The sequence below is a fragment of the Pseudomonas sp. NUPR-001 genome, from assembly GCF_052147955.1.
Lineage (GTDB): Bacteria > Pseudomonadota > Gammaproteobacteria > Pseudomonadales > Pseudomonadaceae > Aquipseudomonas.
The window spans coordinates 1,109,857-1,132,346 of sequence record NZ_CP197353.1 but is presented as its reverse complement, the minus strand read 5'-3'; the positions used below and the strand labels follow the sequence as shown (position 1 = coordinate 1,132,346).

Annotated in this window: 20 protein-coding genes; 16 read left to right on the top strand and 4 right to left on the bottom strand. The window is 61.3% G+C overall.

The genetic code is table 11. The annotated features are described in order from the left end of the window. The first annotated feature begins 88 nt into the window (after positions 1 to 88). The gene (olsB, locus tag ACP6KB_RS05300) at positions 89 to 844 is read left to right on the top strand and encodes an L-ornithine N(alpha)-acyltransferase (protein ID WP_442112374.1); all 756 of its coding nucleotides are present in this window, start codon (positions 89 to 91) and stop codon (positions 842 to 844) included. Continuing rightward, positions 844 to 1,632, top strand: coding sequence for a lysophospholipid acyltransferase family protein (locus tag ACP6KB_RS05295; RefSeq protein WP_442112373.1), 789 nt, complete (start codon positions 844 to 846; stop codon positions 1,630 to 1,632). The genes olsB and ACP6KB_RS05295 overlap by 1 nt, the downstream gene beginning before the upstream one ends. Here the strand turns inward: ACP6KB_RS05295 and ACP6KB_RS05290 are convergent. Then, entirely contained in the window at positions 1,629 to 2,210 is a 582-nt protein-coding gene (locus ACP6KB_RS05290) for an ACP phosphodiesterase (protein ID WP_442112372.1), read from the bottom strand. The two genes, ACP6KB_RS05295 and ACP6KB_RS05290, sit on opposite strands and share 4 nt — an antisense overlap. A gap of 153 nt (positions 2,211 to 2,363) precedes the next feature. On the opposite strand from ACP6KB_RS05290, the gene ACP6KB_RS05285 reads away from it, so the two are divergent. The 3 genes from ACP6KB_RS05285 to ACP6KB_RS05275 are packed head-to-tail and all read left to right on the top strand — an operon-like array spanning position 2,364 to position 4,916. After that, entirely contained in the window at positions 2,364 to 2,666 is a 303-nt protein-coding gene (locus tag ACP6KB_RS05285; RefSeq protein ID WP_038607345.1) for an ArsR/SmtB family transcription factor, read from the top strand. A 13-nt stretch (positions 2,667 to 2,679) separates the two neighbouring features. Further along, positions 2,680 to 3,849 carry an MFS transporter gene (locus ACP6KB_RS05280; RefSeq protein WP_442112371.1) on the top strand — a complete coding sequence of 390 codons (1,170 nt, stop codon included), beginning with the start codon at positions 2,680 to 2,682 and terminating at the stop codon, positions 3,847 to 3,849. Between the two features lie 17 nt (positions 3,850 to 3,866). After that, positions 3,867 to 4,916: an alkene reductase gene (locus tag ACP6KB_RS05275; protein ID WP_442112370.1), complete on the top strand. Its 1,050-nt coding sequence runs from the start codon at positions 3,867 to 3,869 to the stop codon at positions 4,914 to 4,916. Between the two features lie 82 nt (positions 4,917 to 4,998). Here the strand turns inward: ACP6KB_RS05275 and ACP6KB_RS05270 are convergent, their stop codons facing one another. From ACP6KB_RS05270 to ACP6KB_RS05260, 3 genes are all read right to left on the bottom strand, one after another. Continuing rightward, a complete protein-coding gene (locus ACP6KB_RS05270; RefSeq protein ID WP_442112369.1) occupies positions 4,999 to 5,841 on the bottom strand; it encodes an ATPase in 843 nt (280 codons plus the stop codon). A 91-nt stretch (positions 5,842 to 5,932) separates the two neighbouring features. After that, positions 5,933 to 6,925, bottom strand: coding sequence for an NAD-dependent epimerase/dehydratase family protein (locus ACP6KB_RS05265; protein WP_442112368.1), 993 nt, complete (start codon positions 6,923 to 6,925; stop codon positions 5,933 to 5,935). Between the two features lie 49 nt (positions 6,926 to 6,974). Beyond that, complete coding sequence (locus ACP6KB_RS05260; RefSeq protein WP_442112367.1) at positions 6,975 to 7,865, bottom strand: LysR family transcriptional regulator ArgP; 891 nt, start codon at positions 7,863 to 7,865, stop codon at positions 6,975 to 6,977. 124 nt (positions 7,866 to 7,989) lie between these two features. Between ACP6KB_RS05260 and ACP6KB_RS05255 the strand changes: the two genes are divergently transcribed. The 11 genes from ACP6KB_RS05255 (at position 7,990) to ACP6KB_RS05205 (ending at position 22,484) form a co-directional block, all read left to right on the top strand. Further along, on the top strand, positions 7,990 to 8,589 hold the full coding sequence (locus ACP6KB_RS05255; protein WP_442112366.1) for a LysE/ArgO family amino acid transporter: 600 nt from the start codon (positions 7,990 to 7,992) through the stop codon (positions 8,587 to 8,589). 188 nt (positions 8,590 to 8,777) lie between these two features. Further along, a complete protein-coding gene (locus tag ACP6KB_RS05250) occupies positions 8,778 to 9,374 on the top strand; it encodes a superoxide dismutase (RefSeq protein ID WP_442112365.1) in 597 nt (198 codons plus the stop codon). 333 nt (positions 9,375 to 9,707) lie between these two features. Then, complete coding sequence (locus ACP6KB_RS05245; RefSeq protein WP_442112364.1) at positions 9,708 to 11,759, top strand: putative bifunctional diguanylate cyclase/phosphodiesterase; 2,052 nt, start codon at positions 9,708 to 9,710, stop codon at positions 11,757 to 11,759. A 149-nt stretch (positions 11,760 to 11,908) separates the two neighbouring features. Beyond that, the gene (locus tag ACP6KB_RS05240) at positions 11,909 to 13,243 is read left to right on the top strand and encodes an imelysin family protein (RefSeq protein WP_442112363.1); all 1,335 of its coding nucleotides are present in this window, start codon (positions 11,909 to 11,911) and stop codon (positions 13,241 to 13,243) included. Positions 13,244 to 13,379: 136 nt separating this feature from the next. Continuing rightward, entirely contained in the window at positions 13,380 to 13,862 is a 483-nt protein-coding gene (locus tag ACP6KB_RS05235) for a hypothetical protein (RefSeq protein ID WP_442112362.1), read from the top strand. 25 nt (positions 13,863 to 13,887) lie between these two features. Next, on the top strand, positions 13,888 to 14,271 hold the full coding sequence (locus tag ACP6KB_RS05230) for a hypothetical protein (RefSeq protein WP_442112361.1): 384 nt from the start codon (positions 13,888 to 13,890) through the stop codon (positions 14,269 to 14,271). A gap of 114 nt (positions 14,272 to 14,385) precedes the next feature. After that, complete coding sequence (locus tag ACP6KB_RS05225) at positions 14,386 to 15,813, top strand: di-heme oxidoreductase family protein (protein ID WP_442112360.1); 1,428 nt, start codon at positions 14,386 to 14,388, stop codon at positions 15,811 to 15,813. A gap of 16 nt (positions 15,814 to 15,829) precedes the next feature. Continuing rightward, the gene (locus ACP6KB_RS05220) at positions 15,830 to 16,894 is read left to right on the top strand and encodes an imelysin family protein (RefSeq protein ID WP_442112359.1); all 1,065 of its coding nucleotides are present in this window, start codon (positions 15,830 to 15,832) and stop codon (positions 16,892 to 16,894) included. A gap of 2 nt (positions 16,895 to 16,896) precedes the next feature. Then, positions 16,897 to 17,994, top strand: coding sequence for a DUF1513 domain-containing protein (locus tag ACP6KB_RS05215; protein ID WP_442112358.1), 1,098 nt, complete (start codon positions 16,897 to 16,899; stop codon positions 17,992 to 17,994). A gap of 271 nt (positions 17,995 to 18,265) precedes the next feature. Beyond that, on the top strand, positions 18,266 to 19,417 hold the full coding sequence (locus ACP6KB_RS05210) for an efflux RND transporter periplasmic adaptor subunit (protein ID WP_442112357.1): 1,152 nt from the start codon (positions 18,266 to 18,268) through the stop codon (positions 19,415 to 19,417). Positions 19,418 to 19,430: 13 nt separating this feature from the next. Further along, positions 19,431 to 22,484, top strand: coding sequence for a multidrug efflux RND transporter permease subunit (locus ACP6KB_RS05205; protein WP_442112356.1), 3,054 nt, complete (start codon positions 19,431 to 19,433; stop codon positions 22,482 to 22,484). Positions 22,485 to 22,490 lie beyond the last annotated feature (6 nt).

Sequence of the window (22,490 nt, the reverse complement as noted above, 5' to 3'; positions counted from 1 at the left end):
ATGGGGGTGACACCCCCTCTCCCTAGGCTGAGCTTGCACAACAAAGTCGACCGGCCGCAACCCCTTGGCTGGCTTATGGAGACTCGCAATGACTCGAATCGCGCGCACCAGCGACACCCGCACTGAACGCCGCCTGCACGCCGAGCGTCTGGTTGGCCCTGCGGCCCTGCAAGAAGCGCAGGCCCTTCGATTCAAGGTCTTCAGCGCTGAGTTCAAGGCCAAGCTCAAGGGCGCCGAACTGGGCCTGGACATGGACGACTACGATATTCACTGTCGCCACATCGGTGTACGCGACCTCTGCACGGGTCATCTGGTTGCCACCACGCGCCTGCTCGACCATCAGGCCGCCAGCAGCCTGGGGCGTTTTTACAGCGAAGAAGAGTTCAGCCTGCACGGTCTGGCGGGCTTGCAGGGCCCGATACTGGAGCTGGGCCGCACCTGTGTCGACCCGGCTTACCGCAACGGCGGCACCATTGCCGTGCTCTGGGCGGAGCTGGCCGAGGTACTCAACGAGGGCTGCTACAGCTACCTGATGGGTTGCGCCAGCATTCCCATGCAAGACGGCGGTGTGCAGGCCCATGCCATCATGCAGCGCCTGCGCGAACGCTACCTGTGCACCGAGCACCTGCGCGCCGAACCGAAGAAACCACTGCCCAGCCTGGCCCTGCCCGGCAACGTCATTACTGAAATGCCACCGCTGCTCAAGGCCTACATGCGCCTGGGGGCAAAAATCTGCGGCGAACCGTGCTGGGATGAAGACTTCCAGGTCGCCGACGTGTTCATCCTGCTCAAACGTGACGAGCTGTGCCCGCGCTATGCCCGTCACTTCAAGGCAGCGGTGTGATGCGGCGTCTGCGTGTGGTTGCACGCCTGCTGCGGGTACTGCTGGTGGTGTTGCTCGGCCTGGCCATGGCCGCGCTGTTTTCGGTGTATGAACGCCTGGGAATCGCTGCCTCCCGCGAACGGCGCCAGCGCTGGTCGCAGCTGTTCATGCGCAAGCTCAGCAACGCCCTGCCCTTCAAGGTCCGTGTAGTGGGTAAGTTGCCGCAACAACCGATGCTGTGGGTCAGCAACCACGTGTCGTGGACCGACATCCCGCTGCTGGGCATGCTGACCCCGCTGTCGTTCCTGTCCAAAGCCGAAGTTCGCGGTTGGCCTGTTGCCGGCTGGCTGGCCCTGAAGGCCGGTACCCTGTTCATTCGCCGTGGCGGCAACGACAGCCAGCAGCTACGTCAACAGATCAGCCAGCATCTGCAACAGGCTTGCGCCCTGCTGATTTTTCCGGAAGGTACCACCACCGACGGTCGCAGCCTGCGCACCTTCCACGGCCGCCTGCTGGCCGGTGCCATCGACACTCAGGTGCCCGTGCAACCGGTAGCGCTGCGTTACCTGCGCAATGGCCAGACCGATCCAGTGGCGCCGTTCATCGGTGATGACGACCTGCTCTCACACCTGATGCGGCTGTTCACCCAGGACTGCGCCGAGGTCGAGATCCAGCTGCTGCCTCCGATTGCCAGTGCTGGGGAAGAACGCGCAGCGCTGGCGTTCAAGGCCCAACAGGCGATCCAGGTCGCGCTGTTTGGCGCCGAGCAACCTATCATTCAGCCACAACGCCGGGCCAAAGCCGCCTAGACCTGAGCCCGGGCGTTGCCGGCGAAGGCTTGCAGTTCAGGGTAGAAGGCGCGGAAGTCTTCCATCAACGGGGCGTACAAGGTCTCGACCAGCTCCAGGGCGCCGTCCATCCCTTCGGGGCGCGACAAGCGCCGGGCGATCCCGCGAAACACCGGCCCCAACACCGCAAACTCGCGGTACGAGCCCAGCCAGTCATCCGCTGCCATGTAGGGCGCAATCTGCGCCAGTCGACCGGGCAGATCCGCTTGCGCCGCCAATACCTGATAAACCCGGCCGGTAAACTGCTCCAGCGGTTGCTCGGCATAGTCCTGCCAGTGCAGCGCCAGGCAATGATCGAAAAACACATCGAGGATGATCCCGGCGTAGCGCCGCCGCTCACGAGGGAAACGCGCGAGCGACTGCAGCACCAGCGGGTGACTGTCGGTGAACACATCGATTTGCCGGTGCAGGCGGATCGCCGCTTCCAGCGGTAGGGGAAAACGTCCGGCCAACGGTCCTTTGACGAAATCGCCATACAGGCTGCCGAGCAATTGCTCGGGTTGTTGGCCGCCCAGATGTAAGTGCGCGAGGTAATTCATGTGCGCAGTCTAGCACTGGGTACGCCCATATCGTTATAACCCGATATAGCGATTTACGCTGAGCTAAGAACCTCTTCATATTTGTATATCGCGAAATACCGATTTATATTTCGCCACATCGCGATATACCGCTACACAACCATGAGCCCAACCATGCCTCTCGATCTCGACGAAATAATAAAAGCCCTGGCCCACCCAGTACGGCGAGAAATCCTCAACTGGCTGAAGGACCCCGACGTTCAGTTTCCTGACCAACACCACAGCACCGAACACGGTGTCTGCGCCGGTCAGATCGACCAACGCTGCGGCCTGTCGCAGTCCACGGTCTCGGCCCACCTGGCCACTTTGCAACGTGCGGGGCTGATCAGCAGCCAGAAGATCGGACAGTGGCATTTTTTCAAGCGCAATGAGGAAACCATTCAGGCCTTCCTCAAGCAGATGAGCCAAGAGCTCTGACAAGGACATTGCAATGCCCCTTTCACTCATCATTCTGGCGCTCAGCGCCTTTGCCATCGGCACGACCGAGTTTGTCATCATGGGCCTGCTGCCCGATGTTGCAAGCGACCTGGGCGTATCGATTCCAGGTGCCGGCTGGCTGGTCACCGGTTACGCCCTGGGCGTGGCCATCGGTGCCCCGTTCATGGCCCTGGCCACTTCACGGTTGCCGCGTAAAGCCGCGCTGATTGCACTGATGGGCGTGTTTATCGTCGGCAACCTGCTGTGTGCCGTCGCCGCCGACTACAACCTGCTGATGTTCGCCCGGGTGGTGACCGCCCTGTGCCACGGTGCCTTCTTCGGCATTGGTTCGGTGGTGGCTGCCAGCCTGGTTCCGGCCAACCGCCGCGCCTCGGCCGTGGCCCTGATGTTCACCGGCCTGACCCTGGCCAACGTGCTGGGCGTACCGCTGGGTACGGCCCTGGGCCAGGAATACGGCTGGCGCTCGACCTTCTGGGCGGTAACCGTGATCGGTGTGATTGCCCTGATCGGCCTGATCCGTTTCCTGCCGTTTCGCCATGACGAAGAAAAACTCGACATGCGCGCTGAACTGGCTGCCCTCAAAGGCGCAGGTATCTGGCTGTCGCTGTCGATGACGGTGCTGTTCTCGGCGTCGATGTTCGCCCTGTTCACCTATGTCGCGCCGCTGCTCGGCGATGTCACCGGCGTTTCGCCACGGGGCGTGACCTGGACCCTGCTGTTGATCGGTGTTGGCCTGACCCTGGGCAATATCGTCGGCGGCAAGCTGGCCGACAAGCGCCTGGGCGCCACCCTGGTCGGCGTGTTCGTCAGCATGGCGGTGGTCTCCACCGTGCTGAGCTGGACCAGCGCCTTCCTGGTCCCGGCCGAAATCACCCTGTTCCTCTGGGCCACCGCCGCCTTTGCCGCCGTACCGGCGCTGCAAGTCAACGTGGTGACCTTTGGTAAAGCTGCACCGAACCTGGTGTCGACCCTGAACATTGGCGCCTTCAACCTGGGCAATGCCCTGGGCGCCTGGGTAGGCGGCACTGTGATTGCTCAAGGACTGGGCCTGACGCGCGTACCACTGGCCGCTGCCGCCCTGGCGGTGCTGGCCCTGATTGTCACCCTGATTACCTTCAGCCAGCGCGGCAACAACGCCGAACTGGCACCTGCCACGCATTAATCAGCCTTGAGGTTTGTATGACGACTATTTTCGATCCGATCACCCTGGGCGACCTGCAGTTGCCCAACCGCATCATCATGGCGCCGCTGACCCGTTGCCGCGCCGATGAAGGCCGCGTGCCCAATGCGCTGATGGCCGAGTACTACGTACAACGTGCCAGCGCCGGCCTGATCCTCAGCGAAGCCACCTCGGTAACGCCGATGGGCGTTGGTTATCCCGACACCCCGGGCATCTGGTCCGACGACCAGGTCCGTGGCTGGACCAACGTGACCAAGGCTATCCATGCTGCCGGTGGCCGTATTTTCCTGCAGCTGTGGCATGTCGGGCGTATCTCGCACCCGATCTACCTCAACGGTGAAGCCCCGGTGGCACCTAGCGCGATCCAGCCTAAAGGCCACGTCAGCCTGGTGCGCCCGATGGCCGATTACCCGACCCCACGCGCTCTGGAAACTGCGGAAATCGCCGACATTGTCGAGGCCTACCGCACCGGTGCCGAGAACGCCAAGGCGGCCGGTTTTGATGGTGTAGAGGTGCACGCTGCCAACGGCTACCTGCTGGATCAGTTCCTGCAAAGCAGCACCAACCAGCGCAACGACCAATACGGGGGGGCACTGGAAAACCGTGCACGGCTGTTGCTGGAAGTGACCGATGCGGTCATCGACGTGTGGGGCGCAGAGCGTGTCGGCGTACACCTGGCACCGCGGGCCGACTCGCATGACATGGGAGATGCCAACCGTGGCGAAACCTTCACCTACGTCGCCCGCGAGCTGGGCAAGCGTGGTATTGCCTTTATCTGCTCGCGTGAGAAAGAAGGTGATGACAGCATCGGCGCGTTGATCAAGGAAGCCTTCGGCGGCCCTTACATCGTCAATGAACGCTTCACCAAAGACACGGCCAATGCTGCGCTGGCCAGCGGTAATGCCGATGCGGTGGCCTTTGGCATTCCCTTCATCGCCAACCCTGACCTGCCGGCCCGGCTGGCGGCGGATGCGCCATTGAACGAAGCACGTCCGGAAACCTTCTACGCCAAAGGGCCGGTCGGTTACATCGACTACCCACGGATGTAAAACGGTAGGAGCGGGCTTGCCCCGCGATGGCGGTGTGTCAGATAGACCGCCATCGCGGGGCAAGCCCGCTCCTACGGATTGATCACGGCCGGGTGTTGATCTGTTGTTGCAGGTTCTGCACCTGGCTCTGCAGGGTGTTGATGCTGCGGCTCATCTGCCGGCGAAAGGCGTCAAACTCGGCCACCGAGGCACCCGCTGCAACGGGCGCGGCAGGACGATTGTCCTGCTCGCTGCGCAGCACCAACAGGTCCTGCTCCAGACGCTCGATGGCGGCATTGGGGTTGCCCTGCTTCTTCAACGCCGCAACCTCAGCATTCAGGCTGCTGATCTGGCTGTCGAGCTTGCCACCATCGACCTGAGCCGCTTTCAACGCTGCCAGCTGTTCATTCACCGCTTTAAGCTGCGCCTGCAATTCGGCCTGCAACTTGGCCGTGGCCGCCTGCTGTTCGCTGGCCTGTGCCAACACCTGCTCCAGACGCTTGCCCAGGTCACCCGCTTGCCCGGCCACGCCCTGCTGCAGCTGTTTCTGTTCAACCAGATTGGCTTGCAGTTGCTTGATCTGCAGTTTCAACGCTTCGCTACCGGTGGTGGCACTGGACTCACTGGCGGCGACCTTGCCACTGATGGCTTGCAGGCGACCAGCCGCTTCTTCGCTGATACGGGCAAAGCTTTCCTGGGTGGCCACCAGTTGCTGCTCCATCAGGTTTACCTGTTGGAAGCTCCACCAGCCTAGCCCCGCCAAGGCAATGAACGACGCGCCCAGCAACGCCCACAACGGCCCGGTATTAGCCGCGCGCGGCGCCTTGCCAGCGTTTGCAACGGCACCGCTGCGCAGCGGCGGCAGGTTGTCAAAGTCATCGTCATCGCGCGTGCTGACACGCAAGGTCGGGACATTGTCGAAATTGTCTTGAGCTTCGTTACGCATGAGAACCTTCAACCGCTGTAATAGCAAATGGGCACTAGTATAAACCGCTTACACCGCGCACTAGTCGATCGCAAACCCGCCTAAGGGTTCACTACTGCGGCTCTTGAGCCTTCCACCAGGCGCAAAACTCGTCGAGTGCGGTCCACACGCTGACCGCAGGCCGGTAGTCCAGCTGTTGACGCGCGCGATTGATGTCCAGGGTGAAATCCTTGCTCATCACCTGCATGCCCAAGCGCGACAAGGTCGGCTGTGGACGGCCTGGCCAGAGCATACAAGCCCCTTCATTGAGCGCGGCAAGGCTATAGGCCAAGCCGAAGGAGCGGTAGCGAGTGACTTGCGGCAGTTGCATCTGGCGCATCACATAGTTGACCACATCCCACAACGGCAGCGGATGACCGTTGCTGATGTTATAGGCCTGCCCCAGTGCCTGCTCATCTGCAAACAATGCACTCAACAACGCTTCGTTGAGGTTCTGCACACTGGTGAAGTCGACCTTGTTCAAGCCGTTACCGATGATGGCCAGGCGACGCTTGCGCTGCATCTGCATCAAGCGCGGGAAAATGCTCACGTCGCCAGCCCCGGTTACAAAGCGTGGACGCAAGGCCAGCACCTCAAGGCCGAACTCCTGAGCACCGAAGACTTTCTGCTCGGCCAGGTGCTTGGTGGCTCCATAGTGGTCGTAAAAGCGCCGCGGCACCTGCTCTTCGTGGATGTTCAGCTGCGAACGGCCATTGAAGTAGATCGAGGGTGACGACAGGTGGACCAGACGCCGCACGTGCTCTTTGAGGCAGGCCTCGACCACGTTTTCGGTCACCACCACATTGCCTTGGTAAAAATCCTGGTAGCGCCCCCAGTTGCCCACCGCGCCAGCGCAATGCACCACGGCATCGACACCCTGGCACAAGCGCCGGGCCAACTCCGCGTCACCGAGGTCGCCGGGGATGAACTGTGCCCCACGCCGCACCAGGTGCTCAACGCCTTCGGCACGACGGCCGTTGACCCGAACCTCAAGGCCTTGCTCCAGGGCAAAACGCGCAAAGCGTCCGCCAATGAAGCCGCTTGCGCCGGTAACCAGAATTCGCATGTACCACTCCGCCTTGCCAAATTTCAGATGCTGCTGACGCTGCTCAACCTCATAACGGCACCAGCCATTGCCGCGAGGTTTGCCGCAGGTGTTCGGTCAGTTGCCCGAGCAGTTGTCCGCCATTGCGCCAATGATGCCAGTACAAAGGCACGTCGATGGGCTTATCCGCCGAAATTTCTACCAAACAACCACTGGCCAGTTGCTCGCGCACCTGCAGCTCCGGCACCAGCCCCCAGCCCAGACCGGCTTCGGTCATGCGCAGAAAGCCTTCGGAAGATGGACACAGGTGATGCATGAAGCCCCCGTCGATCCCCAACGACGCCAGGTAACGGTGCTGAAGAAAATCATCCGGACCAAACACCAGTGCTGGCGTGCGCGCCAAGCGTGTAGCGTCAAAGCCTTGGGCAAAGTAGCGGGCCATGAACGCCGGGCTGGCCAAGGCGCGGTAACGCATCGCCCCCAACAGCATGCTGCGGGCACCGGCCACTGGCCGCTCGCTGCCACACAGGCATGCGGCCACTTCACCGGCGCGCATGCGTTTAAGGCCGACTTCCTGGTCTTCTACCACCATATCCAGCAACACCTGCTGTTCGGCACAGAAGGTGCCGACCGCAGCCGCCCACCACGTGGCCAGGCTGTCGGCGTTCAGGGCAATGCGCAAGCGCTCCGGCATGCCCTCCTCGTCCAGCGCCGGCACCTGGCTTTGCAAGTCGCGCTCCAGCAGCCGCACCTGCTGTACATGGTTGAGCAAACGGCGGCCAACATCTGTAGGACTGGGTGGATTGGCACGCACCAGCACCGGCTGCCCGACCCGTGCTTCCAGCAATTTGATGCGCTGGGAAATCGCCGACTGCGACAGCCCCAGCACCTGCGCTGCACGCTCAAAACCGGCCTGCTCGATGACCGCTGCAAGGGCTGACAGCAATTTGTAATCGAACATTATTTTTCCTAATGCCTGATCAGGTTTATTTGTTTTTCTTATACCGCTCTGCGCCGCAAAATAGCCAGCATCTTCTTCGGTTTTATCCACCAGTGCCCGGCTGGTGCCTGCGGAGCGTCCCCCTATGTGGCAAAGCTATCTGAACGGCCTGCTGGTCGCCTTCGGCCTGATCATGGCGATCGGCACCCAGAACGCATTCGTCCTGGCGCAAAGCCTGCGCCGTGAACATCATTTGCCGGTGGCCGCGCTCTGTGTACTGTGTGATGCCCTGCTGGTTGCGGCAGGGGTGTTTGGCCTGGCTACCGTGCTGGCACAGAACCCGACCTTGCTGGCGGTCGCGCGCTGGGGCGGTGCCGTGTTTTTGATCTGGTACGGCAGCAAAGCCTTGCTGCGCGCCTGCTCGCAGCAGAGCCTGCAGCAGAATGAAGGCCAGGGCCTGCGCTCGCGCCGCGCGGTGCTGCTCAGCGCCTTGGCGGTGACTCTGCTCAACCCTCACGTGTACCTCGACACCGTCCTGCTGATCGGCTCGCTCGGCGCCCAGCAAACCGTTCCCGGTGCTTATGTGGCCGGTGCCGCCAGTGCCTCGCTGTTGTGGTTCTTTACCCTCGCCCTCGGAGCCGCCTGGCTGGCCCCGTGGTTGGCACGCCCCGGTACCTGGCGCCTGCTGGACCTGATGGTGGCGGTAATGATGTTCGCCGTGGCGGCGCAACTGATCTTCACCTGATTACCATTGGTCAGGCGCGCTCGAAGGCTCTGGAACCTCTTTCCCGTACACTTGTTGCGTGGTTAAGCACAGGGCCGGGTGCTATGATCCAGCCCTTGCGTCGCAAAGAGTACAAACTCCCCGACGCACACCGGCCGCCCGTGATCGGCCTTGCGCTCACCGCAACAGACCTGATTAGGAGAATCACCATGGCTTTTGAATTGCCGCCGCTGCCTTACGCACACGACGCCCTGCAGCCGCACATTTCCAAGGAAACCTTGGAGTTCCACCACGACAAGCACCACAACACCTACGTCGTGAACCTGAACAACCTGGTGCCAGGCACCGAGTTTGAAGGCAAAACCCTGGAAGAGATCGTCAAGTCCTCTTCGGGCGGTATCTTCAACAACGCCGCTCAGGTCTGGAACCACACCTTCTACTGGAACTGCCTGGCGCCAAACGCTGGCGGCCAACCTACCGGCGCCCTGGCTGATGCCATCAACGCTGCGTTCGGCTCGTTCGACAAGTTCAAAGAAGAGTTCACCAAGACTTCCGTCGGCACCTTCGGTTCCGGCTGGGGCTGGCTGGTGAAAAAGGCTGACGGTTCCCTGGCCCTGGCCAGCACCATCGGCGCCGGCTGCCCGCTGACCAGCGGCGACACCCCGCTGCTGACCTGCGATGTGTGGGAACACGCCTACTACATCGACTACCGTAACCTGCGTCCTAAGTACGTTGAGGCGTTCTGGAACCTGGTTAACTGGAAATTCGTCGCTGAGCAGTTCGAAGGCAAGACCTTCACCGCTTAAGCGATGGTAGGAGCGGGCTTGGCCCGCGATGCGGTTAGACAGATTGACCGCAATCGCGGGGCAAGCCCGCTCCTACAGGTTCTGAAACCCGGTTTGTCCGGGTTTTTTTTCGTCTGCAAGACGGGTTTCGGCTCTTGCCCCAAGCTGATACCGCGCTAACATCAAACCTTGAGAAGTTTAGTTGCAGCACTAAAGTCGCAAGGCCAGGCAACCGATACAGAGACAGCAGGAAGACCCTCACCAACAAGTGAGGTAAGTTCTGCCATCGGCCGATAGTGGATTGCCACGAATGATGGCAAAATGATGCCATGCGCATGGATTAAGGAAACCCCATTGAAGCTGGAACTCAAGAACAGCTTATCGGTTAAGTTGCTCAGGGTCGTACTGCTCTCGGCACTGGTGGTCGGTGTCGTGCTCAGCTGTGCGCAGATCGTCTTTGATGCCTACAAGACCCGCCAGGCAGTAGCCAGCGACGCCCAGCGAATCCTCGATATGTTCCGCGACCCTTCCACCCAGGCGGTGTACAGCCTGGACAAGGAAATGGGCATGCAGGTCATGGAAGGGCTGTTCCAGGACGAGTCGGTGCGCATGGCCTCCATCGGCCATCCCAACGAAACCATGCTCGCCGAAAAATCCCGGCCGCTGCAGGAATCGTCAACGCGCTGGCTGACCGACCTGATTCTTGACCAGGAACGCACCTTTACCACGCAACTGGTCGGCCGCGGCCCCTACAGCGAGTACTACGGCGACCTGAGCATCACCCTCGACACCGCGTCTTACGGCGCAGGCTTTCTGGTCAACTCGGTCATCATTTTTGTTTCCGGGGTTCTGCGCGCCCTGGCCATGGGCCTGGTGCTGTACCTGGTGTATCACTGGATGCTGACCAAGCCGCTGTCAAAAATCATCGAGCATCTCACCCAGATCAATCCCGACCGCCCCAGCCAGCATCAACTGCCCTTGCTCAAAGGCCACGAACGCAACGAGCTGGGCTTGTGGGTCAATACCGCTAACCAGTTGCTGGCCTCGATCGAGCGCAATACCCACTTGCGCCATGAGGCCGAAAACAGCCTGTTGCGCATGGCTCAGTATGACTTCCTCACCGGCCTGCCCAACCGCCAGCAACTGCAACAACAGCTAGACAAAATCCTCGTCGATGCTGGCCGCCTGCAACGTCAGGTCGCGGTGCTGTGCGTCGGTCTCGATGATTTCAAAAGCATCAACGAACAGTTCAGCTACCAGGCGGGCGACCAATTGCTGCTGGCCCTGGCCGATCGCCTGCGCGCCCACAGCGGCCGGCTTGGTGCCCTGGCGCGGCTTGGCGGCGACCAGTTCGCCCTGGTCCAGGCCGATATCGAGCAGCCCTACGAAGCCGCAGAACTGGCCCAGAGCATTCTCGATGACCTGGAGGCGCCCTTCGCCCTGGACCATCATGAAATCCGCCTGCGGGCGACCATCGGTATCACCCTGTTCCCGGAAGACGGCGACAGCACAGAAAAGCTGCTGCAAAAAGCCGAACAGACGATGACCCTGGCCAAGGCACGCTCACGCAACCGCTATCAGTTCTACATCGCCAGTGTCGACAGCGAAATGCGTCGGCGCCGCGAGCTGGAAAAGGACCTGCGCGAAGCCCTGCCGCGCAATCAGTTGTACCTGGTGTACCAGCCGCAAATCAGCTACCGCGACCACCGTGTGGTCGGCGTCGAAGCGCTGCTGCGCTGGCGCCACCCCGAGCTGGGCATGGTTCCGCCAGACCAGTTCATCCCCCTGGCCGAACAAAACGGTAGCATCATTGCCATCGGCGAATGGGTACTCGATCAGGCCTGCCGTCAGTTGCGCGAATGGCACGACCAGGGCTTCAGCGAGCTGCGCATGGCGGTCAATCTGTCGACCGTGCAGTTGCACCACAATGAACTGCCGCGGGTGGTCAACAACCTGCTGCAGATCTACCGCTTGCCGCCACGCAGCCTGGAACTGGAAGTGACCGAAACCGGCCTGATGGAGGACATCAGCACCGCCGCCCAGCACCTGCTGAGCCTGCGCCGCTCTGGCGCGATGATCGCCATTGACGACTTTGGTACCGGCTATTCCTCGCTCAGCTACCTGAAATCGCTGCCGCTGGACAAGATCAAGATCGACAAGAGTTTCGTTCAGGACCTGCTCGATGACGACGACGATGCCACCATCGTTCGCGCCATCATCCAATTGGGCAAGAGCCTTGGCATGCAGGTGATCGCCGAAGGCGTGGAAACCGCAGAACAAGAGGCCTACATCATTGCCCAGGGTTGTCATGAAGGTCAGGGCTACCACTACAGCAAACCCCTGCCAGCCCGGGAGCTGACGGTGTTCCTCAAACAGGCCCAGCGTAATCAGGTTTCGATTCTCTAACCCCTTGCAGACCGTGGGCAATCGGGCAGAAACACGCATTTGAATATTTACGTGGCTACCTCTTTACACAAAATGCAAATCTTTCGCATTATGTTGCAGTTTTGCGTACCCCGGTACGCCTGTCCAACCTCTCGACGCAGGAATTCACCATGATTCGTATGCCTCTGGCCACCGCCAGTCTGTTGGCCATTGCCATCTCTCTCGCCGGTTGCGGCGACGACAAGGACAAGGCCGCCGCACCGCAAGCTCCAGCGGCCACTGCAGCAGCACCGGCAGCCCCCGCCGCAGGCGCGGTCGACGAGGCCGCCGCCAAGGCCGTGGTCAAGCACTACGCCGACATGGTCCATGCTGTGTACAGCGACTCGCTGAGCACCGCGAAAACCCTGCAAACCGCGATCGATGCCTTCCTCGCTACCCCCAACGACGAAACCCTGAAAGCCGCCAAGGCCGCCTGGACCGCCGCACGCGTGCCTTACCTGCAGAGCGAAGTGTTCCGTTTCGGCAACACCATCATCGACGACTGGGAAGGTCAGGTGAACGCCTGGCCACTGGACGAAGGCCTGATCGACTACGTCGACGCCAGCTACGAGCACGCCCTGGGTAACCCGGGTGCCGCCGCCAACATCATCGCCAACACCGAAATTCAGGTCGGCGAAGACAAAGTCGACGTCAAAGACATCACCCCTGAGAAACTCGCCAGCCTGAACGAGCTGGGCGGCTCCGAAGCCAACGTCGCCACCGGCTACCACGCCATCGAATTCCTGCTCTGGGGCCAAGACCTCAACGGCACCGGCCCAGGTGCTGGCGCCCGTCCTGCCTCCGACTATCTGGAAGGCAAAGGCGCAACCGGCGGTCACAACGAGCGCCGCCGTGCTTACCTCAAGGCCGTGACCCAACTGCTGGTCAACGACCTGGAAGAAATGGTCGGCAACTGGAAGCCAAACGTTGCCGACAACTACCGCGCCACCCTGGAAGCAGAGCCAGTTACCGACGGCCTGCGCAAAATGCTGTTCGGCATGGGTAGCCTGTCGCTGGGCGAACTGGCCGGCGAGCGCATGAAGGTTTCCCTGGAGGCCAACTCGCCTGAAGACGAGCAGGATTGCTTCAGCGACAACACCCACAACTCGCACTTCTACGACGCCAAGGGCATCCGCAACGTCTACCTGGGCGAATACACCCGCGCTGATGGCAGCAAGCTGACTGGCCCAAGCCTGTCGTCGCTGGTCGCCAAGGTCGATCCGGCCACCGACACTACCCTCAAGGCCGACCTTGAAGCCACCGAAGCGAAGATCCAGGTCATGGTCGACCACGCTGCCAAAGGTGAGCACTACGACCAACTGATTGCCGCCGACAACGCTGCCGGCAACCAGATCGTCCGCGACGCCATCGCCGCCCTGGTCAAGCAGACCGGCGCCATCGAGCAAGCCGCTGGCAAGCTGGGTATCGCCAACCTGAACCCGGACACCGCTGATCACGAGTTCTGATCCCGCGTCTGACTAAGCGAACGCCCGGTCTTTGTACCGGGCGTTCTGCTTTATTGCCGGTGAAACCTTGCCCGCTGAACAGCGCGCCAGCCAAGGGTCATCCTCATGCCTCCCCCAGGCTCAAAGAGGAAGATCAATGCAGCAGATACTGGATGTATGGGGTGAAGGCCGAATCACTGACACGTCGACCAAGCCTGCAGTCGTTACAGGGTTCACCCACGCCTACAACCTCAACAAAATCGGCCAGCACATTTCCAATGGTCCCCACACCGGCCGGCCCATTCCCCACCTACTGCCGGTGACCGAATACGATAATCCGGTGTTTCCCGTCGATAGCCGATCGGTACCGCACATCACCTTGATGGGCGCACCGATCACCACCGGCACGGCCAAGGAGATGTGTCGGGTGCTGTCGTTGCCCGGCACGATTTACCTCTATGACCCCAATGATTTCGATCGCCGGACTTTCGAAGCGGTTGCCAGCGAGCACCGCATTACCTTGCACGGACGCTTCAAACCGTCGGAACTGCAACCACCGTTCAACGAAATCTCACTGCAGGCCGTGTATGTCTACATGAGCCCGCGCGTGCCGCTGGACAAACCTCAGCTCAACGCCTGAACGCCTACCTTCAAGGAAGAACACCATGGCTAGCGTTACCTACCTCAAATCGATCGCCAACAACACGCCCTACACCCTGACGCTGATTAATGGCGAGAACTCCAGCTACATGTTCGCCATCGGCGCACAAAGCGCGTGGAACGGCTCAATGGCCGTGCCCTGGGTCGGCAAAACCGATGAAAACTACAAGGCCCTGCAACTGATCCTCGGGCCGCGCTCGGAAACCAGGATCTGGCTGTTTCAGGATTATTGGCTGCCGGCCCACAAGGACGCGGTCAAATACATCACCGCCACCGAGATGGATTACGCTGGCACAACCAATGAGGTACCTGGCACTAACCGCGGCGGCGGTAACAAAAACCTGATCATCAACCTGGTCAATCGGGATTTCAGCCTGATCATGGCTTGAGACAGACCGGGAACTGCCGACGATTTCATCTAGCGAACGCAAATCCCTCTTATTCCAGAATCCTGAGCCTGCTAAGCTTGCACGCCGGTTTTTTGCTCAAGCTCAGGATTCTTGATGTCTTCGTTGCTGCTCCGTCTCAGCCCGCTGGTTTTGACCATGACCCTGGTCGCCTGTGATGACGCCCCGCGTTTCACCCAGGCAGAACCCGGCGAAGCCTTGGGCGGCGGCAAGACAACGGTGAACAAGCGCGACCAGAACGCCTACTCCATGCCTTCGGCCAACCTCGCGCCAAGCCGGCGCCTGGACTTCAGCGTCGGCAACAGTTTCTTTCGCAACCCGTGGGTGATCGCACCGTCGACCACCACTGCCCGTGACGGCCTGGGCCCGCTGTTCAACGCCAACGCCTGCCAGAACTGCCATATCAAGGATGGCCGCGGTCACCCGCCCGGCCCCAATGCGCGTCATGCAGTGTCAATGCTGGTGCGCCTGTCGATTCCCGACCAGCCACAGTACGCCAAGGTCATCGAGCAGCTGGGGATCGTGCCCGAGCCAGTCTATGGCGGGCAGTTCCAGGACATGGCCGTACCTGGCGTCGCCCCGGAAGGCAAAGTGCGGGTCGAGTACACCCCGGTGCCAGTAACCTTCAAGGACGGCACCCAGGTCGAGCTGCGCCAGCCAACGCTGCAAATCAGTCAGCTGGGCTATGGCCCGATGCATCCCGATACGCGCTTTTCCGCCCGTGTTGCCCCGCCGATGATCGGCCTGGGCCTGCTTGAAGCCATACCCGAGTCGGCAATTCTGGCCAACGCCGACCCTGACGACCGCAACGGCGACGGCATCCGTGGCCGGCCCAATCAGGTCTGGGACGACGCTCTGGGCAAAACCGTCTTGGGCCGCTTCGGCTGGAAAGCCGGGCAACCGAACATCAACCAGCAGAACGTCCATGCGTTTTCCGGCGACATGGGCCTGACCACCAGCCTGCGGCCGATGGACGACTGTACGCCGGCACAAGTCGACTGCCTCAACGCGCCAAACGGCAACGGCGCCAATGGCGAGCAGGAAGTCAGCGACAATATTGCCCGCCTGGTGCTGTTCTACACCCGCAACCTGGCGGTACCGATCCGTCAGGATGTCGACTCGCCACAAGTACTGGCCGGCAAGAACCTGTTTCACCAGGCCGGTTGCCAGAGCTGCCATACCCCAAGCTTCACCACCGCAGCCACCGCCGCTGAACCGGAGCTGGCCAACCAGTTGATCCGCCCTTACAGCGACCTGCTGTTGCATGACATGGGCCCGGGCCTGGCGGATAACCGCACCGAGTTCAAAGCCAGTGGCCAGGACTGGCGCACGCCACCGCTGTGGGGCATCGGCCTGACCCAGACGGTCAATGCCCAAGCCGGATTCCTTCACGATGGCCGTGCCCGCAATCTTCTCGAAGCCGTGCTGTGGCACGCTGGCGAGGCGGAAACGGCCAAGCAACATGTTTTGACCTTCAATGCCGACCAACGCGCTGCGTTGCTGGCGTTTCTGAATTCACTCTAAGAGAGAGGAGCCGGGCATGTTCCGTCCCAAACTGTTGTTCACCAGCCTTGCCGCCCTCGCCCTGGGCGCCTGTTCGCCACAAGATCCACAGGCTGTTACCTCCGCTGCCATTGCCAAGCAGGTGATCCTGCCCACCTACAGCCGCTGGGTCGAAGCCGACCGCCAGCTGGCCGTCAGCGCCCTGGCCTACTGCGAAGGCAAGGCTGAGCTGGCAACCGCCCGCGCCGACTTCCTCCACGCGCAAAAAGCCTGGGCTGAGCTGCAGCCCCTGCTGATCGGCCCGCTGGCTGAAGGCAACCGCGCCTGGCAGGTGCAGTTCTGGCCCGACAAGAAGAACCTGGTGGGCCGTCAGGTTGAGCAACTGGTCAATGGCGACAAGCCCATCGATGCCGCCAGCCTGGGCAAATCCAGCGTTGTGGTGCGTGGCCTCTCCGCCTACGAATACATCCTCTTCGACAGCAAGCCAGACGTCGCCAGCGCCGAACAGAAGGCCCGTTACTGCCCGCTGCTGGTGGCCATCGGCGAACACCAGAAAGCCCTGGCCGAAGACATCCTCAAAGGCTGGAACAGCACCGACGGCATGCTGGCGCAACTGACCAAATTCCCCAACCAGCGCTATGCCGACTCCCACGAAGCGATCGCCGATTTGCTGCGTGCCCAGGTAACGGCCCTCGATACCCTGAAGAAAAAGCTGGGTGCACCCATGGGTCGCCTGAGCAAGGGCATTCCACAGCCGCTGCAAGCTGAAGCCTGGCGCAGCCAGTCCTCGCTCAAGAGCCTGGAAGCCAGCCTGACCGCCGCACAAGCCGTTTGGGTGGGTGTCGATAACCAGGGCCTGCGTGGCCTGCTGGGCAAGGATCAGAAGGCCCTGGCCGACAAGATCGATGCTGCCTACGCCAACGCCCTCAAACTGCTAAACGCCAATCAGCAGCCGCTGGGTGAACTGCTGGACGACGAAACCGGCCGTCAGCGCCTGAACGACATCTACGACAGCCTCAACGCCGTCCACCGCCTGCACGAAGGCGAACTGGCCAAGGCGCTGGGCATTCAGCTGGGCTTCAATGCCAACGACGGTGACTGATCATGTTGCGACGCCAGGCTCTCAAACTCGGTAGCGTTCTGCTCAGCGCCCTCACGTTGGGCGGCTGGACGCTGTTTCGCGGCAAAAACGGCAGCCCGTTGCTGCTGTCGGCCCGCGACGATAGCGACGGCAAACACTATGCCGTCGGCTATCGTCTGGACGGCACCCAGGTGTTCGCCACCGAAGTTGCCCAGCGTTGCCATGACATCATCAACCACCCAGAGCAGCCAATTGCCCTGTTCGTCGCTCGCCGCCCTGGCACCGAGAGCTACCTGATCGACCTGCGCGATGGCCGCTTGATCCAGACCCTCGCCTCGCAGCCGAACCGGCATTTCTATGGCCATGCGGTGATCCACAAGAGCGGTGAATGGCTGTACGCCACCGAGAACGACACCACAGATCCCGGTCGTGGTGTGTTGGGGGTCTACCGCTTCGAGGGTGAGCGCCTGAGCCATAGTGGTGAAATTTCCACCCACGGTATCGGCCCGCATCAGGTGTCGTGGATGCCCGATGGCGAAACCCTGGTGGTGGCCAACGGGGGTATTCGTACCGAAGCCGAAAGCCGGGTGGAAATGAACCTCGACGCCATGCAGCCAAGCCTGGTGCTGATGCAGCGTGACGGTACGCTGATCAGCAAGGAGGTGTTGGCGCAACAAATGAACAGCGTGCGCCACCTGGCGATCGCCAGCGACGGCACCATCGTCGCCGGTCAACAGTTCATGGGATCGGGCGATGAAACCGCCGAGCTGTTGGCGATCAAGCGGCCTGGGCAAGCCTTCCAGGCCTTCCCGGTGCCCGAGCAGCAGTTGCAGTCTATGGCCAACTACACCGCCAGCGTGGCCATTCATAACGAACTGCGCCTGGTTGCCCTGACGGCACCACGGGCCAATCGCCTGTTCATCTGGGACCTGGACACCGCGCAAATACGCGTCGATGCACCAATGCCCGATTGCGCTGGCGTGGGCGCGGTGGCCGATGGCTTTGTCGTCACCTCCGGTCAGGGCCGTTGCCGGCTGTACGATTGCCGCAAGACTGAATTGATCGGCCAGCCGCTGCAGCTGCCTTCCGGGCTTTGGGACAATCACCTGCACTTGGCCTGACATCTGTGGCCCCGTTGATTGCGTTTCGTCAGTTGCAACGTATCGCGGGGCAAGCCCGCTCCCACAGGTCAGTTGCAACGCATCGCGGGGCAAGCCCGCTCCCACAAGTCAGTTGCAGCGCATCGCGGGGCAAGCCCGTTCCTACCAAATACCTGGGAACACAGGCTTCCCTGCCCCGGTCAAACGAGTAATATTCGGCTACAGCGCATGTGGGCAGGATCGCCCGTCGTCGTGCGCGTCAAACAATAAATCGTATCCAAGGAACTGGACTATGCTGCGCCGCCGCATGCTGATCATGTTAGGTGTTGTTGTGCTGCTGGTGTTGATACTGGGGGGCTACAAGGCCTTCTCCATCTATCAGCAGGTGCAGATGTTCTCGGCTCCGAAACCACCGATCAGTGTGGCGGCGACCGAGTCCAGCGAACGCGCCTGGCAAAATCGCCTGCCCGCCGTCGGTAGCCTCACGGCGTTTCAAGGTGTCGACCTGAGCCTGGAAACCGCTGGCACAGTCAAGGCGCTGCAGTTTGAGTCCGGGCAGAAAGTCAGCAAAGGCCAGCCGCTGTTGCAACTGGACAGTGATGTCGAGACCGCACTGCTAGGCACGGCCATGGCCGACCTGGGCCTGGCGCAGGTGGATTTCAATCGCGGCAGCCAACTGGTCGGCAGCCAGGCCATTTCGCGCGGCGAGTACGACCGCCTCAACGCGCAGTACAAACGCAGCAAGGCAGTCGTCGATCAGCTCAAGGCCGCCCTGGCCAAGAAAAGCATCAGCGCGCCCTTCAGTGGCACCATCGGCATCCGCCAGGTCGATATCGGCGACTACCTGGCCAGCGGCACAGTGATCGCGACCCTGCAAGACCTGAGCAGCCTGTATGTCGATTTCTTTGTCGCCGAACAGGCGATTCCCAAGCTGAACATTGGCCAGCAAGTGCTGGTCACCGTCGCGGCGTATCCGCAGCAAACCTTCCCCGGCACCATCAGCGCCATCAACCCCAAGGTTGAAGACAGCACCCGTAACGTGCGCGTGCGCGCCACCCTGGCCAACCCTGAAGGCAAGCTGCTGCCGGGCATGTTCAGCAGTTTGCAGGTGCTGCTGCCAGATCCCAAGCCACAGGTGGTGGTACCGGAAAGTGCCGTGACCTACACCCTCTACGGCAACTCGGTGTACGTGGTAGTACCGAAAAAAGCCGAAGACGGCCAGGTGCAGAATAATCCTCAAGGTCAGCCGGAGCTGATCGCCGAGCGCCGATTTGTCGAGACCGGCGAGCGCCGTGACGGCCTGGTGGTGATTCACAAAGGCCTGCAAGCGGGCGAGAAGGTGGTAACTGCCGGCCAGTTGAAACTGACCCAGGGTGCGTCGATCACCATCAGCCCGGACAAAACCCAGGCCCCATCGAGCAACCAGCAGTCGCGCGCCAACTGACCGAGGATGCATCATGGCTTTTACCGACCCGTTCATCCGTCGTCCGGTGCTGGCAAGCGTCGTCAGTCTGTTGATTGTGCTGCTGGGCTTCCAGGCCTGGAGCAAATTGCCCATCCGCCAGTACCCACAGATGGAAAACGCCCTGATCACGGTGACCACCGCCTACCCCGGTGCCAACGCCGAAACCATCCAGGGCTATATCACCCAGCCGATGCAGCAAAGCCTGGCCAGTGCCGAAGGCATCGACTACATGACTTCGGTGAGTCGCCAGAACTTCTCAGTGATTTCCATCTATGCGCGGATCGGCGCCGACAGCGACCGTTTGTTCACTGAGCTGCTGGCCAAGGCCAACGAGGTGAAAAACAAACTGCCACAAGACGCCGAAGACCCGGTACTGAGCAAGGAAGCCGCCGATGCCTCGGCGCTGATGTACATCAGCTTCTTCAGCAGCGAGCTGAGCAATCCGCAGATCACCGACTACCTGTCGCGGGTGATCCAGCCCAAGCTGGCCACCCTGCCGGGCATGGCCGAGGCGGAAATCCTCGGCAACCAGCTGTTTGCCATGCGCCTGTGGATCGACCCGGTGAAACTCGCCGGTTACGGCCTCAGCGCCAATGAAGTGACCGATGCCGTGCGCCGCTACAACTTCCTCTCGGCTGCCGGTGAGGTCAAAGGCGAATACATTGTCACCAGTATCAACGCCACTACTGAGCTGAAAACCGCCGAGGCGTTCGCCAACATCCCGCTGAAAACCAGCGGCGACAGCCGTGTGCTGCTGGGTGACGTGGCACGGGTGGAGATGGGCGCGGAAAACTACGACACCGTCAGTTCCTTCGATGGCACGCCCTCGGTGTACATCGGCATCAAGGCCACGCCGGGCGCCAACCCGCTGGATGTGATCAAGGAGGTGCGCAAGCTGATGCCGGAGCTACAAAGCCAGCTGCCACCCAACCTCAAGGCCTCGATCGCCTACGACGCGACCCTGTTCATCCAGGCGTCGATCGACGAGGTGGTCAAGACCCTGGTCGAAGCAGTACTGATCGTCATCGTCGTGGTGTTCCTGTTCCTCGGCGCCTTGCGCTCCGTGCTGATCCCGGTGATCACCATTCCGCTTTCGATGATCGGCGTGCTGTTCTTCATGCAACTGATGGGCTACTCGCTCAACCTGCTGACCTTGCTGGCGATGGTGCTGGCCATCGGCCTGGTGGTAGACGACGCGATTGTCGTGGTGGAAAACATTCATCGGCACATCGAAGAAGGTAAGACCCCCTTCGAAGCGGCGCTGGAAGGCGCCAGGGAGATCGCCATGCCGGTGGTGTCGATGACCATCACCCTGGCTGCGGTGTATGCGCCTATCGGCTTTCTCGAGGGCCTGACCGGGGCCTTGTTCAAAGAGTTCGCCCTGACCCTGGCCGGTGCGGTGATCATTTCCGGGATCATCGCCCTGACCCTGTCACCGATGATGTGCGCCCTGCTGTTGCGCCACGACGTCAACCCCAGTGGCCTGGCCCACCGCCTCGACCAGATGTTCGAAGGCCTCAAGGTGCGCTACCAGAAGCTGCTGCACGCGACCCTCAACACCCGCCCAGTGGTGCTGGTGTTCGCCGTGATCGTGCTGTGCCTGATCCCGGTGTTCCTGATGTTCACCAAAAACGAACTGGCACCGGATGAAGACCAGGGCGTGATCTTCATGATGGCCACTGCGCCACAACCGACCAACCTCGATTACCTGAACACCTACACCGACGAGTTCATCGATATCTTCAAGGCGTTCCCCGAGTACTACTCCTCGTTCCAGATCAACGGTTTCAACGGGGTGCAGTCGGGTATCGGCGGCTTCTTGCTCAAGCCCTGGAACGAACGCGAGCGCACCCAGATGGAACTACTGCCGCTGGTGCAAAGCAAGCTTGAAAGTATCGCCGGCCTGCAGATTTTCGGCTTCAACTTGCCCTCCTTGCCCGGCACTGGCGAAGGCCTGCCGTTCCAGTTTGTGATCAACACCGCCAACGACTATGAGTCTCTGCTGGAGGTCGCCGAACGGGTCAAGGAACGCGCCCAGGCCTCCGGCAAATTTGCCTTCCTCGACATCGACCTGGCCTTCGACAAACCCGAGGTGGTAGTCGATATCGACCGCGCCAAGGCGGCGCAGATGGGGGTGTCCATGGACGCCCTGGGTGGCACCCTGGCGACCCTGCTCGGGGAGGCAGAAATCAACCGTTTTACCATCGATGGCCGCAGCTACAAGGTGATCGCTCAGGTCGAGCGGCCCTACCGCGATAACCCCGACTGGTTGAGCAACTACTACGTGAAAAACCAACAGGGGCAGATGCTGCCGCTGTCGACACTGATCAGCATCAGCGACCGCGCGCGGCCACGCCAGTTGAACCAGTTCCAGCAATTGAACTCAGCGATCATCCAGGGCTTCCCCATGGTCAGCATGGGCGAAGCGCTGGACACCGTGCGCAACATTGCCCGCGAAGAGGCGCCGCAAGGCTACGCCTTCGACTACGCCGGTGCCGCACGCCAGTTTGTGCAGGAAGGCAGTGCCCTGTGGGTAACGTTCGGCCTGGCGTTGGCGATCATCTTCCTGGTGCTGGCTGCACAGTTCGAAAGTTTCCGCGATCCGCTGGTGATCCTGGTAACCGTCCCACTGTCGATCTGCGGTGCGCTGATACCACTGTTCCTGGGGATTTCCAGCATGAACATCTACACCCAGGTCGGCCTGGTGACACTGATCGGCCTGATCAGCAAGCACGGCATTCTGGTGGTCGAGTTCGCCAATCAGTTGCGTGAGCAGAAAGGCTTGAGCGCCCGTGAGGCGGTAGAAGAAGCGGCGGCGATACGCCTGCGCCCGGTACTGATGACCACGGCGGCGATGGTCTTTGGCATGGTGCCGTTGATTTTCGCCAGTGGCGCTGGGGCAGTAAGCCGTTTTGATATCGGCACGGTGATTGCCACCGGGATGTCGGTGGGCACCCTGTTTACCCTGTTCGTGTTGCCCTGCGTATACACCCTGCTGGCACACAAACACCCAGTAGGAGCGGGCTTGCCCCGCGAAGCGGTGTAACACCCA

Excerpts from the sequence above, each read along its gene's own strand:
- ACP6KB_RS05280 (WP_442112371.1), top strand. The coding sequence starts at position 2,680 with ATGCCCCTTTCACTCATCATTCTGGCGCTCAGCGCCTTTGCCATCGGC.
- ACP6KB_RS05295 (WP_442112373.1), top strand. The coding sequence starts at position 844 with ATGCGGCGTCTGCGTGTGGTTGCACGCCTGCTGCGGGTACTGCTGGTG.
- ACP6KB_RS05215 (WP_442112358.1), top strand. The coding sequence starts at position 16,897 with ATGTTGCGACGCCAGGCTCTCAAACTCGGTAGCGTTCTGCTCAGCGCC.
- ACP6KB_RS05255 (WP_442112366.1), top strand. The coding sequence starts at position 7,990 with ATGTGGCAAAGCTATCTGAACGGCCTGCTGGTCGCCTTCGGCCTGATC.
- ACP6KB_RS05260 (WP_442112367.1), bottom strand. The coding sequence starts at position 7,865 with ATGTTCGATTACAAATTGCTGTCAGCCCTTGCAGCGGTCATCGAGCAG.
- ACP6KB_RS05210 (WP_442112357.1), top strand. The coding sequence starts at position 18,266 with ATGCTGCGCCGCCGCATGCTGATCATGTTAGGTGTTGTTGTGCTGCTG.
- ACP6KB_RS05275 (WP_442112370.1), top strand. The coding sequence starts at position 3,867 with ATGACGACTATTTTCGATCCGATCACCCTGGGCGACCTGCAGTTGCCC.
- ACP6KB_RS05250 (WP_442112365.1), top strand. The coding sequence starts at position 8,778 with ATGGCTTTTGAATTGCCGCCGCTGCCTTACGCACACGACGCCCTGCAG.
- ACP6KB_RS05205 (WP_442112356.1), top strand. The coding sequence starts at position 19,431 with ATGGCTTTTACCGACCCGTTCATCCGTCGTCCGGTGCTGGCAAGCGTC.
- ACP6KB_RS05285 (WP_038607345.1), top strand. The coding sequence starts at position 2,364 with ATGCCTCTCGATCTCGACGAAATAATAAAAGCCCTGGCCCACCCAGTA.
- ACP6KB_RS05235 (WP_442112362.1), top strand. The coding sequence starts at position 13,380 with ATGCAGCAGATACTGGATGTATGGGGTGAAGGCCGAATCACTGACACG.
- ACP6KB_RS05220 (WP_442112359.1), top strand. The coding sequence starts at position 15,830 with ATGTTCCGTCCCAAACTGTTGTTCACCAGCCTTGCCGCCCTCGCCCTG.
- ACP6KB_RS05265 (WP_442112368.1), bottom strand. The coding sequence starts at position 6,925 with ATGCGAATTCTGGTTACCGGCGCAAGCGGCTTCATTGGCGGACGCTTT.
- ACP6KB_RS05240 (WP_442112363.1), top strand. The coding sequence starts at position 11,909 with ATGATTCGTATGCCTCTGGCCACCGCCAGTCTGTTGGCCATTGCCATC.
- olsB (WP_442112374.1), top strand. The coding sequence starts at position 89 with ATGACTCGAATCGCGCGCACCAGCGACACCCGCACTGAACGCCGCCTG.
- ACP6KB_RS05225 (WP_442112360.1), top strand. The coding sequence starts at position 14,386 with ATGTCTTCGTTGCTGCTCCGTCTCAGCCCGCTGGTTTTGACCATGACC.
- ACP6KB_RS05290 (WP_442112372.1), bottom strand. The coding sequence starts at position 2,210 with ATGAATTACCTCGCGCACTTACATCTGGGCGGCCAACAACCCGAGCAA.
- ACP6KB_RS05270 (WP_442112369.1), bottom strand. The coding sequence starts at position 5,841 with ATGCGTAACGAAGCTCAAGACAATTTCGACAATGTCCCGACCTTGCGT.
- ACP6KB_RS05230 (WP_442112361.1), top strand. The coding sequence starts at position 13,888 with ATGGCTAGCGTTACCTACCTCAAATCGATCGCCAACAACACGCCCTAC.